This is a genomic window from Enterobacter sp. PL1 (assembly GCF_945957325.1).
Lineage (GTDB): Bacteria > Pseudomonadota > Gammaproteobacteria > Enterobacterales > Enterobacteriaceae > Enterobacter > Enterobacter roggenkampii.
On record NZ_CAMFKT010000008.1, the window covers coordinates 144,056 to 159,380 of the forward strand.

The following is a 15,325-nucleotide window of genomic DNA, read 5'->3' on the forward strand; positions in this document are numbered from 1 at the left end:
CATTCATGCGCTACAGCGTTTTTTTATTTTCCCTGTTTTGTGTGCTCCTCGCGCCGCAGGTGCGGGCTGCACCCGCGCAGCAAGCCTTCTCTGACTGGCAGGTGACCTGCAATAACCAGAACTTTTGCCTTGCCCGCAACACGGGCGAACACCGCGGTCTGGTCATGACGCTCACCCGGAGCGCCGGGGCGAAAACGGATGCCACGCTGCGTATCGATCTCGGCGGTCTTGATACGCCTTCCGTGAAAGAGCCGGATATTGCCCCGCGGCTGCTGCTGGATAATGTTCCCCTGAAGCTCGACAAACAGCGCTGGCAGCTCACCCCCTGGCATCTGAAAACGGACGATGCGGCCACCATCACCGCCTTTCTGAAAAACATCCAGGAAGGAAAAGCCCTGACTCTGCGAGGCGGTAAGCAGGTGATTTCACTGGCCGGTCTGAAAGCCGCGCTGCTGTTCATTGATGCCCAGCAAAAGCGCGTTGGCAGCGAAACCGCGTGGATCAAGAAAGGTGACGATCCGCCGTTAAGCGTGCCGCCCGCACCTGCCCTGAAAAAGGTGGCGATCGTTAATCCTACCCCAACACCGCTTTCTCACGCTGAACTGAACGATCTGCTGGATTATGGTACCGGCAGGATGAACAGCAGCCAGTGTTCGCTGGATCCTAACCGTCGCGAAGTGCGCGTCACCGCGTTAACCGATGACAAAGCGCTGCTGATCGTCAGCTGCGAGGCGGGGGCCTATAACACGGTCGATCTGGCGTGGCTGGTGTCACGTAAAAAACCGTTCTCTGCCCGCAGCGTGAGGCTGCGTCTGCCGTTTACGCCGTCAGGCGACAGCAGCGAAATCGAGTTGATGAACGCCAGCTTTGATGAAAAGACGCTTGAGCTGACCACGCTCTCGCTGGGGCGCGGTATGGGGGATTGTGGGATCCAGACGCGCTGGCGGTTTGACGGCCAGCGTTTCCGCCTGGTGCGCTATGCCGAGGAACCCAGCTGTGATAACTGGAATGGGCCAGACGCCTGGCCCACGCTGTGGATCACGCGGTAGCTTTTTGCCGGATGGCGCTGTCGCTTACCCGGCCTACGGTTTGGTGGTTTTGTAGGCCGGGTAAGGCGTAGCCGCCACCCGGCAACGCAGACCGCACTAAATCACGCTCAGCGCCTTCTCTACCACGTTCTCAACGGTAAAGCCAAAGTACGGGAACAGCTTGTCGGCAGGGGCGGACTCACCGTAGCCCCGCATCCCAACAATCGCCCCTTTGAGCCCGACATACTTGTACCAGTAGTCGGCAATACCGGCCTCCACCGCCACGCGCGCCGCGACGTTAGAGGGCAGCACCGATTCCCGGTACGCCTCGTCCTGGGCGTCAAAGATATCCGTTGAGGGCAGGGACACCACGCGCACCGCGTGGCCTTCGGCGGTCAGTTTTTCCGCCGCTTTCACCGTGATTTCCACCTCGGAACCGGTCGCAATCAGGATCACGTCCGGCTTGCCGCCGCTGTCTTTCAGGATATAGCCGCCGCGGGCAATGTTTTTCACCTGCTCCGGCGTGCGCTCAATCTGCGTCAGGTTCTGGCGTGACAGAATCAGCGCCGTCGGGCCGTTATGGCGTTCTACCGCCAGCTTCCAGCCCACCGCCGCTTCGACCTGATCGCACGGGCGCCAGGTGCTGAAGTTTGGCGTCAGGCGCAGGCTCGCCAGCTGTTCAACCGCCTGGTGGGTGGGGCCGTCTTCTCCCAGACCGATGGAGTCGTGGGTATAGACCATAATCTGCCGCGCCTTCATCAGCGCTGCCATGCGCGCCGCGTTACGGGCGTACTCGACGAACATCAGGAAGGTGGCGGTGTAGGGCACGAAGCCGCCGTGGTGGGCGATGCCGTTGGCGATCGCGGTCATCCCGAACTCGCGCACGCCGTAGTGGATATAGTTCCCGGCAATATCCTCCTTCAGCGATTTCGAGCCCGACCAGATGGTCAGGTTACTCGGTGCCAGGTCCGCCGAGCCGCCCAGCAGCTCAGGAAGGAGAGGGCCAATCGCATTCAGGGTGTTTTGCGACGCCTTACGGGTGGCGATTTTTGCCGGGTTGGACTGCAGGTTTTCAATCAGCGCCTGAGTTTTATCGTCCCAGTCCTCCGGCAGACCGCCGCTCATGCGCCGGGAAAACTCGGCGGCCAGCTCCGGGTACGCTTTTTTGTAGGCGGCGAATTTCTCGTTCCAGGCCTGCTGGGCTTTCTCACCGTCTTCACGGGCATCCCACGCCCGGTAGATCTCTTTCGGGATCTCAAACGGCGGGTATTTCCAGCCCAGCTTCTGCCGGGTCAGCGCCACTTCTTCGTCACCCAGCGCCGCGCCGTGCGCCTCTTCTTTGCCCGCCTTGTTCGGCGAGCCGAAGCCGATAACCGTGCGGCAGATAATCAGGGACGGTTTGTCCTTCACGCTCTGCGCTTCCTGAATCGCTTTTTTCACCGCCTCAGGATCGTGGCCGTCGATCTCGTGCACCACGTGCCAGTGGTAGGCCTCGAAGCGTTTTGCCGTGTCGTCGGTGAACCAACCCTCGGTTTCCCCGTCGATGGAGATGCCGTTGTGATCGTAGAAGCCAATCAGCTTGCCGAGCCCCAGGGTGCCCGCCAGGGAACAGACCTCATGGGAAATCCCCTCCATCAGGCAGCCGTCACCCATAAACACGTAGGTGTAGTGATCGACAATCTTGTGGTCCGGCTGGTTGAACTGTGCCGCCAGCGTACGCTCGGCAATCGCCAGCCCGACCGCATTTGCCAGCCCCTGACCGAGCGGCCCGGTGGTGGTTTCCACGCCCGGCGTATAGCCAATCTCCGGGTGCCCCGGGGTTTTGGAGTGCAGCTGGCGGAAGTTTTTCAGCTCCTCAAGCGGCAGATCGTAACCGGACAGGTGCAGCAGGCTGTAGAGCAGCATCGAGGCGTGGCCGTTGGAGAGAATAAAGCGGTCACGATCGTACCAGGTGGGATCGTTAGGGTTGTGCTTCAGGAAGTCGTTCCACAGGACTTCGGCAATATCGGCCATGCCCATCGGTGCGCCGGGATGGCCAGAATTGGCTTTCTGCACGGCATCCATGCTGAGGGCGCGGATGGCATTGGCGAGCTCTTTACGGGACATAGTTCACTCCGTGGCAAGGTTAAAGTTTGGCAGCGAGAAGATCTTCAAGTTTGCGCTGGTCGACGGCGAACAGGCGGATACCTTCCGCCAGTTTTTCCACGGCCATGGCGTCCTGATTGTGCTCCCAGCGGAATTCGGCTTCGGTCATGGCTTTCGGTTTTGGCAGAACGGTAGAGGTGGGGATCAGCTTGCGGATGACCGTCTCTTCTTTGTCCTGTAGCTCCTGGAGCAGGTTAGGGGAGATGGTCAGGCGGTCGCAGCCCGCCAGGGCGAGGATCTGCTCGGTACGGCGGAAGCTGGCCCCCATCACGATGGTTTCGTAGCGATGCTGTTTGTAGTAGTCGTAGATATTGCGCACCGATTTCACGCCCGGGTCCTCATCCACCACGTACGGATCCATCGGCTGTTTCGCCTGGTACCAGTCGTAGATGCGGCCAACAAACGGTGACACCAGGAACACGCCCGCTTCGGCACAGGCGCGCGCCTGGGCAAAGGAGAACAGCAGCGTCAGGTTGCAGTGAATTCCCTCTTTTTCCAGCACCTCTGCCGCGCGGATGCCTTCCCAGGTCGACGCCAGCTTGATCAGAATGCGTGATTTATCGATCCCCTGCTCCTGGTAGAGTTCCACCAGGCGGCGAGCCTTGTTGATGCTCTTTTCTTTATCGAACGAGAGGCGGGCGTCAACTTCAGTCGAGACGCGACCCGGAATGCTTTTAAGAATTTCCGCACCAAAATTAACTGCCAGCTTGTCGCTGGCTTCGGCGACCTGCTGCTCCTGCGTCTTCCCGCGCTGTTTTCCGTAGGCAATGGCGTCATCAATCAGATGACTAAAATGGGTAAGCCCGGCTGCCTTGAGCAGTAGCGAAGGGTTGGTGGTCGCATCCTCCGGCTGATAGTGGCGAATCGACTCGATATCGCCGCTGTCTGCGACCACCGTGGTGAATTGTTTGATGCCGTCTAGCTGGTTCATAAATGATTACTCCTTGGAAATAAAAGCGTTAGCTGAGTGCGTTAGTTCACACTTCTGAGAAAATCATGATGGACTTAACAAAAAAGCATAGCAGACGGGGGAGGCATTGCTTTTGAGACGGGTAACATGGCTGTTATAAATTGATAACAATTTTTAATGTGTGATGGTGAGAGTTTGGCAGCCTTCAAAGTTTAGGAGGCGGCCTGAGGCGATACTAGGCGGCACACCAGGGTGTGCAACCGGATCGTTTTCGTCACCCTTTTGACCGATACGTGAAAGGAAAAATAAGATGGATGAGCAGTTGAAACAGAGTGCCCTCGATTTTCACGAGTTCCCTGTCCCGGGCAAAATTCAGGTCTCCCCAACCAAGCCGCTGGCGACCCAGCGCGATTTGGCGCTGGCCTACTCGCCGGGCGTGGCGGCCCCGTGTCTGGAGATCGAAAAAGATCCGCTGGCGGCCTATAAATACACCGCGCGCGGCAACCTTGTTGCCGTGATCTCTAACGGCACGGCGGTACTGGGGCTCGGTAACATCGGCGCGCTGGCCGGTAAGCCGGTGATGGAAGGCAAGGGGGTGCTGTTCAAGAAATTCGCCGGTATCGACGTGTTTGATATCGAGGTGGACGAGCTCGATCCTGACAAATTCATCAACGTGGTGGCCGCGCTGGAGCCGACCTTCGGCGGGATCAACCTGGAAGACATCAAAGCGCCGGAATGTTTCTATATCGAGCAGAAGCTGCGCGAGCGTATGAACATTCCCGTGTTCCATGACGACCAGCACGGAACGGCCATTATCAGCACCGCCGCCATTCTCAACGGCCTGCGCGTGGTAGAGAAAAATCTCTCCGACGTGCGCATGGTGGTCTCCGGCGCTGGCGCCGCGGCCATCGCCTGTATGAACCTGCTGGTGGCGCTGGGTATGCAGAAACACAACATTGTGGTCTGCGACTCCAAGGGCGTGATTTACAAAGATCGCGAGCCGAACATGGCGGAAACCAAAGCGGCGTATGCGGTAGAAGACGACGGCAAGCGCACGCTTGAGGACGTGATTGACGGCGCGGATATCTTCCTCGGCTGCTCGGGTCCGAAAGTGCTGACCCAGGAGATGGTGAAGAAGATGGCGCGCGCGCCAATGATCCTGGCCCTGGCGAACCCTGAGCCGGAAATTCTGCCGCCGCTGGCGAAAGCGGTGCGTGAAGACGCCATTATCTGCACCGGGCGTTCCGACTACCCGAACCAGGTAAACAACGTGCTCTGCTTCCCGTTCATCTTCCGCGGCGCGCTGGACGTCGGCGCGACGGCGATCAATGAAGAGATGAAGCTTGCCGCCGTTCACGCCATCGCGGAGCTGGCGCACGCCGAGCAGAGCGAAGTGGTTGCCTCAGCCTATGGCGATCAGGATCTGAGCTTTGGCCCGGACTACATCATTCCAAAACCGTTCGACCCGCGTCTGATTGTCAAAATTGCCCCTGCGGTGGCAAAAGCGGCGATGGATTCCGGCGTGGCGACGCGTCCGATTGAAGACTTCGACGCTTACGTCGATAAGCTCACCGAGTTTGTCTATAAAACCAACCTGTTCATGAAGCCGATCTTCTCTCAGGCGCGCGCCGACGCGAAGCGCGTGGTGCTGGCGGAAGGGGAAGAGGCGCGCGTGCTGCACGCCACCCAGGAGCTGATCACCTTAGGCCTGGCGAAACCGATCCTGATTGGTCGTCCGAGCGTGATTGAAATGCGTATCCAGAAGCTGGGCCTGCAGATTAAGCCGGGCGTCGACTTCGAGATCGTCAACAACGAATCCGATCCGCGCTTCAAAGAGTACTGGAGCGAATACTACGCGATCATGAAGCGCCGGGGGATCACCCAGGAGCAGGCGCAGAAAGCCGTCATCAGCAACACGACGGTGATCGGCGCGATCATGGTCCATCGCGGCGAGGCGGATGCGCTGATCTGCGGCACCATCGGCGACTACCACGAGCACTTTAGCGTGGTGCAGGAGATCTTCGGCTATCGCGACGGCGTCCATACCGCCGGGGCGATGAACGCCCTGCTGCTGCCGAGCGGGAACACCTTTATCGCTGACACCTATGTTAACGACGATCCGAGCCCGGACGAGCTGGCGGAGATCACCGTGATGGCCGCCGAGACCGTGCGCCGCTTCGGTATCGAGCCGAAGGTGGCGCTGCTGTCGCACTCTAACTTCGGTTCGTCCAAATCAGCGGCGGCGTGCAAAATGCGTGAGACGCTGGCGCTGGTGCGCGAGCGCGCGCCGGAGCTGATGATTGACGGGGAAATGCACGGTGATGCGGCGCTGGTGGAGAGCATCCGCAACGAACGTATGCCGGACAGCCCGCTGAAGGGATCGGCGAACATCCTGATTATGCCGAACGTGGAGGCGGCGCGTATCAGCTACAACCTGCTGCGCGTCTCCAGCTCTGAAGGGGTGACCGTAGGACCGGTGCTGATGGGCGTGGCGAAGCCGGTGCATGTGTTAACGCCGATTGCCTCCGTGCGCCGTATCGTGAATATGGTGGCGCTGGCGGTGGTTGAGGCGCAGACGCAGCCGCTGTAAGCCTTGTGAGTCGGGTGGCGCGTTCGCTTACCCGACCTACAGGTTGAGCAGGCCGGATAAGCGCAGCGCCATCCGGCAGTTAAACCCAGTCGCGTACTTTAAGGAACTCACTCAAGGCAGCCTCCGGGCTGCCTTCTTTTGGCTCGTAGCAGTACTCCCAGCGAACCAGCGGCGGCATCGACATCAGAATCGACTCCGTGCGCCCGCCGGTCTGCAGGCCAAACAGCGTCCCGCGATCCCATACCAGGTTGAACTCCACGTAGCGCCCGCGACGGTAGAGCTGGAACTCGCGCTCGCGCACGCCATAGCTGGTGTCTTTACGGCGTTCGACGATGGGCAGGTACGCGTCGGTATAGCCTTCGCCCACCGCGCGCATAAAGCTAAATGCGGTATCAAAATCAGGCGTGTTAAGATCGTCAAAGAACAGCCCGCCGATGCCGCGCTGCTCGTCGCGGTGCTTCAGGTAAAAGTAGTCATCGCACCACTTTTTAAATTTCGGGTAAATGTCTTCGCCAAACGGCAGGCAAAGATCCCGCGCGGTGGTGTGCCAGTGCACGGCATCCTCTTCGAAGCCGTAGTAGGGCGTCATGTCGAAACCGCCGCCAAACCACCAGACCGGATCGGCCCCCGCTTTTTCCGCAATGAAAAAGCGCACGTTGGCATGGCTGGTCGGCACAAACGGATTGTACGGATGCACCACCAGCGAAACGCCCATCGCTTCGAAGCTGCGGCCCGCAAGCTCGGGACGATGTGCCGTTGCAGACGCGGGCATCGCGTCGCCATGAACGTGGGAAAAATTCACGCCCGCTTGTTCGAAGATGCCGCCGTTACGCAGCACGCGGCTACGCCCGCCGCCGCCGGCTTCGCGCTGCCAGTTGTCTTCCTGAAATTCTCCGCCGTCAGCGGCGGCCAGTTTCTGGCAAATTTCGTCCTGCAGCTGCAGCAGAAAGGTTTTGACCAGTTGAGCATTGGGTTTCATCAGCGTTTCCTGGAGTGCGCTTTTTGGTTATCAAACCAGTTGAAGTAACTGATAATGCCGGAGGCGATGGCGTTGGCGATCTTCTGACGAAACGCCGTGGTGCCGAGAAGTCGCTCCTCTTCCGGGTTGGTAATGAACGAGGTTTCCACTAGCACGGACGGGATAGACGGTGATTTCAACACCACAAACGCCGCCTGTTCGGTGCTCCTGCTGTGCAGGCGATGCACTGGCTTAATCTTCTTCAGGATGTGCGAGCCGAGCGTCAGGCTGTTTTTGATCGTATCCGTCTGCACGAGGTCGAACAGCACCTGCTGTAGCAGGTGGTCTTTGTCGGTGGCTTTTTTCCCGGCGACTTCATCCGCCCGGTTCTCGCGGTCGGAGAGGTATTTTGCCATGGCGCTACTGGCGCCGCGGTTGGACAGCGCAAACACCGAGGCACCGGCGGCAGAGGGGTTGGTAAAGCCGTCCGCGTGAATCGACATAAACAGATCCGCCCCGTGCTGGTGGGCGATCTCTACGCGATCGTACAGCGGAATAAAGGTGTCGCCAGAGCGCGTCAGACGCGCGTCAATGCCGTTGCTGCGTAAAATCGCCCGCACATTTTTTGCAATCGCCAGCACGACGTGTTTTTCTTTCGACCCGTTTTTGCCGATGGCGCCGGTATCAATACCGCCGTGGCCCGGGTCGAGCATCACCAGGCGCTTTGCGCCCGGCTTTTTGGTTTTCGGTTTGCTGTGTCCGTTACTGGTTTTAAGCGTGCTCTCGTCTTTTGCCTGAGCCTGCTTTGCGATGCCCGTTAACGTTAAGGCCGCCAGCCCCGCTTTGAGAACCTGACGACGCGATGTGAGTGCTTTTAATGGTTTGAATGTGCTCATGCGGCCTGAATACTAAAAAATGGGGTCCTGGTGTTATATCGTATCGCGTTTAGCGTTACGACAGTCCTTATTGAGAATTGTTTTACTTTTCATTTCAATACGTGACAAAGTGACATTATGCCAAATTTTGGCGAGATTTTCCCCGGTTATTGGCTAAAGGCGTGGTTCGCGCCATAATCACTGTTTTTAAACCCGAAAAGGCGGTTAATACCATGGAGATACGCGTTTTTCGCCAGGAAGATTTCGAAGAGGTGATCACCCTTTGGGAGCGCTGCGATCTGCTGCGTCCGTGGAACGATCCGGAAATGGATATCGAACGTAAGGTGAATCACGACGTCAGTCTGTTTCTGGTTGCGGAAGTCAATGGCGAGGTTGTGGGGACGGTGATGGGCGGTTATGACGGCCATCGCGGCTCGGCCTATTATCTGGGCGTCCATCCGGAATACCGTGGTCGCGGTATTGCCAATGCGCTGCTCAACCGGCTCGAGAAGAAGCTGATCGCCCGCGGCTGTCCGAAAATCCAGATCATGGTGCGGGAAGATAACGACGTGGTGCTGGGCATGTATGAACGCCTGGGCTACGTACACGCTGACGTGCTGAATTTAGGAAAGCGTCTCATCGAAGATGAAGAGTACTGAGATCCATCCGGCAGATTATGACGCGCAGGGTCGCGTCAGGCTGCCCTTTTTATTCTGGTGCGTTCTGCTGCTTCAGGCCCGCACCTGGGTGCTGTTTGTAATGGCCGCTGCGTCGCGCGGGCAGGGCGACACGCTGCTGACGCTCTTCTATCCCGATCACGATGCCTTCTGGCTCGGCTTGCTGCCGGGCGTACCAGCGGTGGTGGCTTTCTTGTGCAGCGGTCGGCGGCACGTAATCCCGCGCTTGTGGCGCGCCCTTCGCGGGCTGCTGATCCTTGCCCAAATTGCGCTGCTCTTCTGGCAGCCGGTACTCTGGTGGTACGGTGAACCGCTGACGGGCATCGGCGTTGCGCTGGTGGTTGCCGATATCGTGGCGCTGCTGTGGCTGCTGACCAACCCGCGCCTTCGCGCCTGTTTTGTGCCTCAGGATGATTAATCCGGCACTTTTTGCCGATGTCGCACTCCAACAAGCGTTGATTTAACACGTAAGGACGTTTCAATGAAATCGCTGCGTTTAGTTTTATGCGCTCTTCCGCTGGCATTGACCGGCTGTTCGACGCTCTCCTCCATTAACTGGTCTGCCGCGTATCCGTGGAACTGGTTTGGCTCATCAACGGAAGTGACCGAGCAGGGCGTGGGGAAAATTACCGCCGCGACGGCGCTGGATCAGAATGCTATTCAGGATGCGCTCAGCAGTGACTACCGCCTGCGCAGCGGCATGAAAACAGAGAATGGCAATATTGTTCGCTATTACGAGGCGCTGAAGGGCGACAAGCTGGCGCTGGCGATCAACGGTGACAAAGGCACGGTAAACCGGATCGCGGTGATGGATGAAGATATTCCGACCGCCAGCGGCGTGAAGGTCGGGACGCCGTTTAGCGATCTTTATAAGCAGGCCTTTGGCAACTGCACCAGCGTGCCATCCGACGATGAAGTGGCGGTGGAGTGTAAGGCGGAAGGCAGCCAGCACATCAGCTATGTTTTTACCGGCACCTGGAGCGGCCCGGAAGGGTTGATGCCGTCTGACGACACCCTGAAGAGCTGGAAGGTGAGCAAAATACTCTGGAAGCAGTAATTTGCGTCTGAACAAACCGCCTCGCTGAAATCCGGGTATAATAGCCGCCATCAATGCCACGCTGACGTGGCATCTTTATTTCAGGAGGAGCGATGTCTCAGGTTCAGAGTGGCATTTTGCCAGAACATTGCCGCGCGGCGATTTGGATTGAAGCCAATGTCAAAGGGGACGTGGATGCCCTGCGTGCGGCCAGCAAAGCTTTTATTGATAAACTGGCGACCTTCCAGGCCAAATTCCCGGAAGCCCACCTCGGCGCCGTTGTTGCGTTTGGCAATAACGTCTGGCGTCAGCTGAGCGGCGGTGAAGGGGCAGAAGAGCTGAAGGACTTCATTCCTTACGGCAAAGGCCTTGCACCTGCGACCCAGTACGACGTGCTGATCCACATCCTTTCTCTGCGTCACGACGTGAACTTCTCGGTTGCGCAGGCGGCGGTGGCGGCCTTTGGCGACAGCATCGAGGTGCAGGAAGAGGTTCACGGTTTCCGCTGGGTCGAAGAGCGCGATCTGAGCGGCTTTGTCGACGGAACCGAAAACCCGGCGGGTGAAGAGACGCGTCGTGAAGTCGCGGTAATCAAAGACGGCGTGGACGCGGGCGGAAGCTACGTGTTCGTGCAGCGCTGGGAGCATAACCTCAAGCAGCTTAACCGCATGAGCGTGCACGACCAGGAGATGATGATTGGCCGCACCAAAGAAGCTAACGAAGAGATCGACGGCGATGACCGTCCGGTCACCTCGCACCTGACCCGCGTTGACCTCAAGGAAGACGGCAAAGGGCTGAAGATTGTCCGCCAGAGCCTGCCGTACGGTACCGCAAGCGGTACGCACGGCCTCTACTTCTGCGCCTACTGCGCGCGCCTGCATAACATTGAACAGCAGCTGCTGAGCATGTTCGGCGATACCGACGGCAAGCGCGACGCCATGCTGCGCTTCACCAAACCGGTCACCGGCGGCTACTACTTCGCGCCGTCCGTCGAGCGTCTGCTGGCGCTATAAACCGCTTTCCATACGTAGGCCGGGTAAGCGTTAGCGCCACCCGGCAATTTTCCCCGCCCCCTTATTCCCTTTTCTGCTTCTAAATCACCAAACGGTATATAAAACCGTTACTGCTTTCATCACCGTTATAAATATTATGACTATAAGATAGTCATCACATTTATAAGGGTGCGCAATGGCCGTTACTGTACTGAAAAAAGGAACTCTGGCGCTGGCAGGTTTACTGCTGGTGGCACAGGCGCAGGCGACTGAACTGTTGAACAGTTCGTATGACGTCTCCCGCGAGCTGTTTGCCGCCCTTAACCCCCCGTTCGAACAGCAGTGGGCGAAAGACAATAACGGCGACAAGCTGACCATCAAGCAGTCTCACGCCGGTTCATCAAAGCAGGCGCTGGCCATTCTTCAGGGACTGAAAGCGGACGTCGTGACCTACAACCAGGTGACTGACGTGCAGATCCTGCACGACAAAGGCAAGCTCATCCCGGCGGACTGGCAGAGCCGTCTGCCGAACAACAGCTCGCCGTTCTACTCCACCATGGGTTTCCTGGTGCGCAAGGGTAATCCGAAGAATATCCACGACTGGAGCGACCTGGTGCGTTCCGACGTGAAGCTGATCTTCCCGAACCCAAAAACCTCCGGTAACGCGCGTTACACCTATTTAGCGGCGTGGGGCGCGGCGGACAAGGCTGACGGCAACGATAAAGCCAAAACCGAGCAGTTCATGACCCAGTTCCTGAAAAACGTCGAAGTGTTTGATACCGGCGGCCGCGGGGCGACCACGACCTTCGCAGAGCGCGGCCTGGGCGATGTGCTGATCAGCTTTGAATCGGAAGTGAACAACATCCGCAAGCAGTATGAAGCGCAGGGCTTTGAGGTGGTTATCCCGAAAACCAACATTCTGGCCGAGTTCCCGGTCGCATGGGTGGATAAAAACGTGCAGGCGAACGGTACCGAGAAAGCGGCAAAAGCCTATCTCAATTACCTGTACAGCCCTCAGGCGCAGACCATCATTACCGATTACTACTACCGCGTGAACAACCCGGACGTGATGAACAAGCTGAAAGATAAGTTCCCGCAGACCGCGCTGTTCCGCGTGGAAGACCATTTCGGCTCCTGGCCAGACGTGATGAAAACGCATTTTGCCAGCGGCGGTGAGTTAGACAAACTGCTGGCGGCGGGGCATAAGTAATGTTTGCAGTCTCGACCAAACGCGTGCTGCCGGGCTTTACCTTAAGCCTCGGGACCAGCCTGCTGTTCGTCTGCCTGATTCTGCTGTTGCCGCTCAGCGCGCTGGTGATGCAGCTTGCGCAGATGAGCTGGGCGCAGTACTGGGACGTGATCACCAACCCGCAGGTGGTGGCGGCCTATAAGGTGACGCTGCTGTCGGCGTTTGTCGCCTCCATTTTTAACGGCGTGTTTGGCCTGCTGATGGCGTGGATTTTGACCCGCTATCGCTTCCCGGGCCGCACGCTGCTTGACGCCCTGATGGATCTGCCGTTTGCGCTGCCGACGGCGGTCGCGGGCTTAACCCTCGCGTCGCTCTTCTCCGTGAACGGGCTGTACGGCGAGTGGCTGGCGAAATTTGACATCAAGGTGACCTACACCTGGCTTGGTATCGCGGTGGCGATGGCCTTTACCAGCATCCCGTTTGTGGTGCGTACCGTGCAGCCGGTGCTGGAAGAGTTAGGTCCGGAATACGAAGAAGCGGCGGAAACGCTGGGCGCCACGCGCTGGCAGAGCTTCCGCAAAGTGGTGCTGCCGGAGCTGTCTCCGGCGCTGATGGCGGGCGTCGCGCTGTCGTTTACCCGCAGCCTCGGCGAGTTCGGTGCGGTGATTTTTATCGCCGGGAACATCGCCTGGAAAACGGAAGTGACCTCGCTGATGATTTTCATTCGCCTGCAGGAGTTTGATTATCCGGCGGCGAGCGCGATCGCTTCGGTGATCCTCGCGGCATCGCTGCTGCTGCTGTACTCGATTAACACTCTGCAAAGTCGCTTTGGTCGACGTGTGGTAGGTCACTGATGGCGGAAGTTACGCAATTGAAGCGATACGATGCGCCCCGCATCAACTGGGGTAAATGGTTTCTGATTGGGGCGGGCGTGCTGGTTTCCGCCCTCATTCTCGTCGTGCCGACGATTTATATCTTCGTTCAGGCGTTCAGCAAGGGCCTGATGCCCGCGCTGGAAAACCTGGCGAACCCGGATATGCTGCACGCCATCTGGCTGACCGTGCTGATTGCCCTGATCACCGTTCCGGTGAACCTGGTGTTCGGTACCCTGCTGGCGTGGCTGGTGACGCGCTTTAATTTCCCGGGACGTCAGCTGCTGCTGACCCTGCTGGATATTCCGTTTGCCGTGTCGCCGGTGGTGGCGGGTCTGGTGTATCTGCTCTTTTACGGCTCCAACGGCCCGCTGGGCGGCTGGCTGGATGCACATAACCTGCAGATCATGTTCGCCTGGCCGGGCATGGTGCTGGTCACCATCTTCGTGACCTGTCCGTTTGTGGTGCGCGAGCTGGTGCCGGTGATGTTAAGCCAGGGCAGCAACGAAGACGAAGCGGCGGTGCTGCTCGGGGCTTCGGGCTGGCAGATGTTCCGCCGCGTGACGCTGCCGAACATCCGCTGGGCGCTGCTTTATGGCGTGGTGCTGACCAATGCCCGCGCGATTGGCGAGTTCGGTGCCGTTTCCGTCGTCTCTGGCTCCATTCGGGGTGAAACCCTGTCGCTGCCGCTGCAGATTGAACTCCTGCAGCAGGACTACAACACCATCGGCGCCTTTACTGCCGCAGCGTTGCTGACGCTGATGGCGATTTTGACCCTGTTTTTGAAGAGTGTGGTGCAGTGGCGTTTAGAAAATCAGGAAAAACGTCAGCATCAGGAGGGAAATCATGAGCATTGAGATTGCCAATATTAAGAAGTCTTTTGGTCGCACCCAGGTGCTGAATGATATCTCGCTGGATATCTCTTCCGGACAAATGGTGGCGCTGCTGGGGCCGTCTGGCTCGGGCAAAACCACGCTGCTGCGCATTATCGCCGGGCTTGAGCACCAGACCAGCGGACACATCCGCTTCCACGGCACCGACGTGAGCCGCCTGCACGCCCGCGATCGTAAGGTGGGCTTTGTGTTTCAGCATTACGCGCTGTTCCGCCACATGACCGTGTTCGACAACATTGCGTTTGGCCTGACCGTGCTGCCGCGTCGTGAGCGCCCGGATGCGGCAACCATTAAGGCGAAAGTGACCAAACTGCTGGAGATGGTGCAGCTGGCGCATCTGGCGGACCGTTTCCCGGCCCAGCTGTCCGGCGGGCAGAAACAGCGCGTGGCGCTGGCGCGCGCGCTGGCCGTTGAGCCGCAAATTCTGCTGCTGGACGAACCCTTCGGCGCGCTGGATGCGCAGGTGCGTAAAGAGCTGCGCCGCTGGCTGCGTCAGCTTCATGAAGAGCTGAAATTCACCAGCGTCTTCGTGACCCACGACCAGGAAGAGGCGATGGAAGTCGCGGATCGCGTGGTGGTCATGAGTCAGGGCAACATTGAGCAGGTTGACGAGCCGGAGCAGCTCTGGCGTGAACCGGCGACCCGCTTCGTGCTGGAGTTTATGGGCGAGGTGAACCGCCTGCAGGGCACCATTCGCGGCGGTCAGTTCCACGTTGGCGCGCACCGCTGGCCGCTGGGCTATACCTCCGCGCATCAGGGGCCGGTCGATCTGTTCCTGCGCCCATGGGAGGTGGACGTGAGCCGTCGAACCAGCCTGGACTCACCGCTGCCGGTACAGGTGCTGGAAGCGAGCCCTAAAGGGCATTACACCCAACTGGTGGTTCAGCCGCTGGGCTGGTACACCGAGCCGCTGACCGTGGTCATGCGCGACGACGTCCCGCCGCATCGGGGAGAGCGCCTGTTTGTCGGTCTTCAGCATGCCCGTATTTATCACGGCAAGGAACGCATCGAGACGCGCGAGGATATTGCTCTGGCGGAGTCAGCCTGATAGGTTATTAGGATGTTTATCGCCCGGTGGCGCTGCGCTGACCGGGCCTACAGCTAAAACTGCGTCTTGTAGGCCGGGATCGCTGCGTGCAACCCGGCTTTTTTATTGAGTA

General features: G+C 58.8%; 14 protein-coding genes. 10 read left to right on the forward strand and 4 right to left on the reverse strand.

Translation table 11 applies throughout. The features are described from left to right. Positions 1-5: 5 nt before the first annotated feature. On the forward strand, positions 6-1,049 hold the full coding sequence (locus N6P30_RS09725) for a DUF1176 domain-containing protein (protein ID WP_023294254.1): 1,044 nt from the start codon (positions 6-8) through the stop codon (positions 1,047-1,049). Positions 1,050-1,145: 96 nt separating this feature from the next. Here the strand turns inward: N6P30_RS09725 and tkt are convergent, their stop codons facing one another. Then, positions 1,146-3,134, reverse strand: coding sequence for a transketolase (gene tkt / locus N6P30_RS09730; protein WP_023294253.1), 1,989 nt, complete (start codon positions 3,132-3,134; stop codon positions 1,146-1,148). 19 nt (positions 3,135-3,153) lie between these two features. Beyond that, positions 3,154-4,104 (reverse strand): transaldolase, encoded by a 951-nt coding sequence (gene tal, locus N6P30_RS09735; RefSeq protein ID WP_008501618.1) that lies wholly within the window; start codon positions 4,102-4,104, stop codon positions 3,154-3,156. A 289-nt stretch (positions 4,105-4,393) separates the two neighbouring features. On the opposite strand from tal, the gene maeB reads away from it, so the two are divergent. Further along, positions 4,394-6,673, forward strand: a complete 2,280-nt coding sequence (maeB, locus tag N6P30_RS09740; RefSeq protein ID WP_008501617.1) for an NADP-dependent oxaloacetate-decarboxylating malate dehydrogenase — start codon at positions 4,394-4,396, stop codon at positions 6,671-6,673. Positions 6,674-6,752: 79 nt separating this feature from the next. On the opposite strand, the gene hemF is transcribed toward maeB, so the two are convergent. Both hemF and amiA read right to left on the reverse strand, forming a co-directional pair. Then, positions 6,753-7,652, reverse strand: a complete 900-nt coding sequence (hemF, locus tag N6P30_RS09745) for an oxygen-dependent coproporphyrinogen oxidase (RefSeq protein ID WP_023294252.1) — start codon at positions 7,650-7,652, stop codon at positions 6,753-6,755. Continuing rightward, a complete protein-coding gene (gene amiA, locus N6P30_RS09750) occupies positions 7,652-8,527 on the reverse strand; it encodes an N-acetylmuramoyl-L-alanine amidase AmiA (RefSeq protein WP_008501615.1) in 876 nt (291 codons plus the stop codon). Before amiA ends, hemF begins: the two co-directional genes overlap by 1 nt. Before the next feature lie 212 nt (positions 8,528-8,739). Between amiA and N6P30_RS09755 the strand changes: the two genes are divergently transcribed. The 8 genes from N6P30_RS09755 (at position 8,740) to cysA (ending at position 15,213) form a co-directional block, all read left to right on the forward strand. Further along, positions 8,740-9,165 carry a GNAT family acetyltransferase gene (locus N6P30_RS09755; RefSeq protein ID WP_008501614.1) on the forward strand — a complete coding sequence of 142 codons (426 nt, stop codon included), beginning with the start codon at positions 8,740-8,742 and terminating at the stop codon, positions 9,163-9,165. Continuing rightward, a complete protein-coding gene (locus tag N6P30_RS09760; protein ID WP_023294251.1) occupies positions 9,152-9,601 on the forward strand; it encodes a DUF2919 domain-containing protein in 450 nt (149 codons plus the stop codon). Before N6P30_RS09755 ends, N6P30_RS09760 begins: the two co-directional genes overlap by 14 nt. 63 nt (positions 9,602-9,664) lie before the next feature. After that, positions 9,665-10,240, forward strand: coding sequence for an RpoE-regulated lipoprotein (locus N6P30_RS09765; protein ID WP_021241797.1), 576 nt, complete (start codon positions 9,665-9,667; stop codon positions 10,238-10,240). 92 nt (positions 10,241-10,332) lie between these two features. Beyond that, positions 10,333-11,232: a Dyp-type peroxidase gene (locus tag N6P30_RS09770; RefSeq protein WP_023294250.1), complete on the forward strand. Its 900-nt coding sequence runs from the start codon at positions 10,333-10,335 to the stop codon at positions 11,230-11,232. Positions 11,233-11,407: 175 nt separating this feature from the next. Beyond that, the gene (locus N6P30_RS09775; protein WP_023344640.1) at positions 11,408-12,421 is read left to right on the forward strand and encodes a sulfate ABC transporter substrate-binding protein; all 1,014 of its coding nucleotides are present in this window, start codon (positions 11,408-11,410) and stop codon (positions 12,419-12,421) included. Further along, entirely contained in the window at positions 12,421-13,254 is an 834-nt protein-coding gene (cysT, locus tag N6P30_RS09780; RefSeq protein WP_008501609.1) for a sulfate/thiosulfate ABC transporter permease CysT, read from the forward strand. The genes N6P30_RS09775 and cysT overlap by 1 nt, the downstream gene beginning before the upstream one ends. After that, the gene (cysW, locus tag N6P30_RS09785) at positions 13,254-14,129 is read left to right on the forward strand and encodes a sulfate/thiosulfate ABC transporter permease CysW (protein ID WP_008501608.1); all 876 of its coding nucleotides are present in this window, start codon (positions 13,254-13,256) and stop codon (positions 14,127-14,129) included. Before cysT ends, cysW begins: the two co-directional genes overlap by 1 nt. After that, positions 14,119-15,213, forward strand: coding sequence for a sulfate/thiosulfate ABC transporter ATP-binding protein CysA (cysA, locus tag N6P30_RS09790; protein WP_023294248.1), 1,095 nt, complete (start codon positions 14,119-14,121; stop codon positions 15,211-15,213). The genes cysW and cysA overlap by 11 nt, the downstream gene beginning before the upstream one ends. Positions 15,214-15,325 lie beyond the last annotated feature (112 nt).

Bases quoted from the DNA above. Each gene is read 5' to 3' on its own strand.
- N6P30_RS09725 (WP_023294254.1), top strand. From the start codon at position 6: ATGCGCTACAGCGTTTTTTTATTTTCCCTGTTTTGTGTGCTCCTCGCG.
- tkt (WP_023294253.1), bottom strand. From the start codon at position 3,134: ATGTCCCGTAAAGAGCTCGCCAATGCCATCCGCGCCCTCAGCATGGAT.
- tal (WP_008501618.1), bottom strand. From the start codon at position 4,104: ATGAACCAGCTAGACGGCATCAAACAATTCACCACGGTGGTCGCAGAC.
- maeB (WP_008501617.1), top strand. From the start codon at position 4,394: ATGGATGAGCAGTTGAAACAGAGTGCCCTCGATTTTCACGAGTTCCCT.
- hemF (WP_023294252.1), bottom strand. From the start codon at position 7,652: ATGAAACCCAATGCTCAACTGGTCAAAACCTTTCTGCTGCAGCTGCAG.
- amiA (WP_008501615.1), bottom strand. From the start codon at position 8,527: ATGAGCACATTCAAACCATTAAAAGCACTCACATCGCGTCGTCAGGTT.
- N6P30_RS09755 (WP_008501614.1), top strand. From the start codon at position 8,740: ATGGAGATACGCGTTTTTCGCCAGGAAGATTTCGAAGAGGTGATCACC.
- N6P30_RS09760 (WP_023294251.1), top strand. From the start codon at position 9,152: ATGAAGAGTACTGAGATCCATCCGGCAGATTATGACGCGCAGGGTCGC.
- N6P30_RS09765 (WP_021241797.1), top strand. From the start codon at position 9,665: ATGAAATCGCTGCGTTTAGTTTTATGCGCTCTTCCGCTGGCATTGACC.
- N6P30_RS09770 (WP_023294250.1), top strand. From the start codon at position 10,333: ATGTCTCAGGTTCAGAGTGGCATTTTGCCAGAACATTGCCGCGCGGCG.
- N6P30_RS09775 (WP_023344640.1), top strand. From the start codon at position 11,408: ATGGCCGTTACTGTACTGAAAAAAGGAACTCTGGCGCTGGCAGGTTTA.
- cysT (WP_008501609.1), top strand. From the start codon at position 12,421: ATGTTTGCAGTCTCGACCAAACGCGTGCTGCCGGGCTTTACCTTAAGC.
- cysW (WP_008501608.1), top strand. From the start codon at position 13,254: ATGGCGGAAGTTACGCAATTGAAGCGATACGATGCGCCCCGCATCAAC.
- cysA (WP_023294248.1), top strand. From the start codon at position 14,119: ATGAGCATTGAGATTGCCAATATTAAGAAGTCTTTTGGTCGCACCCAG.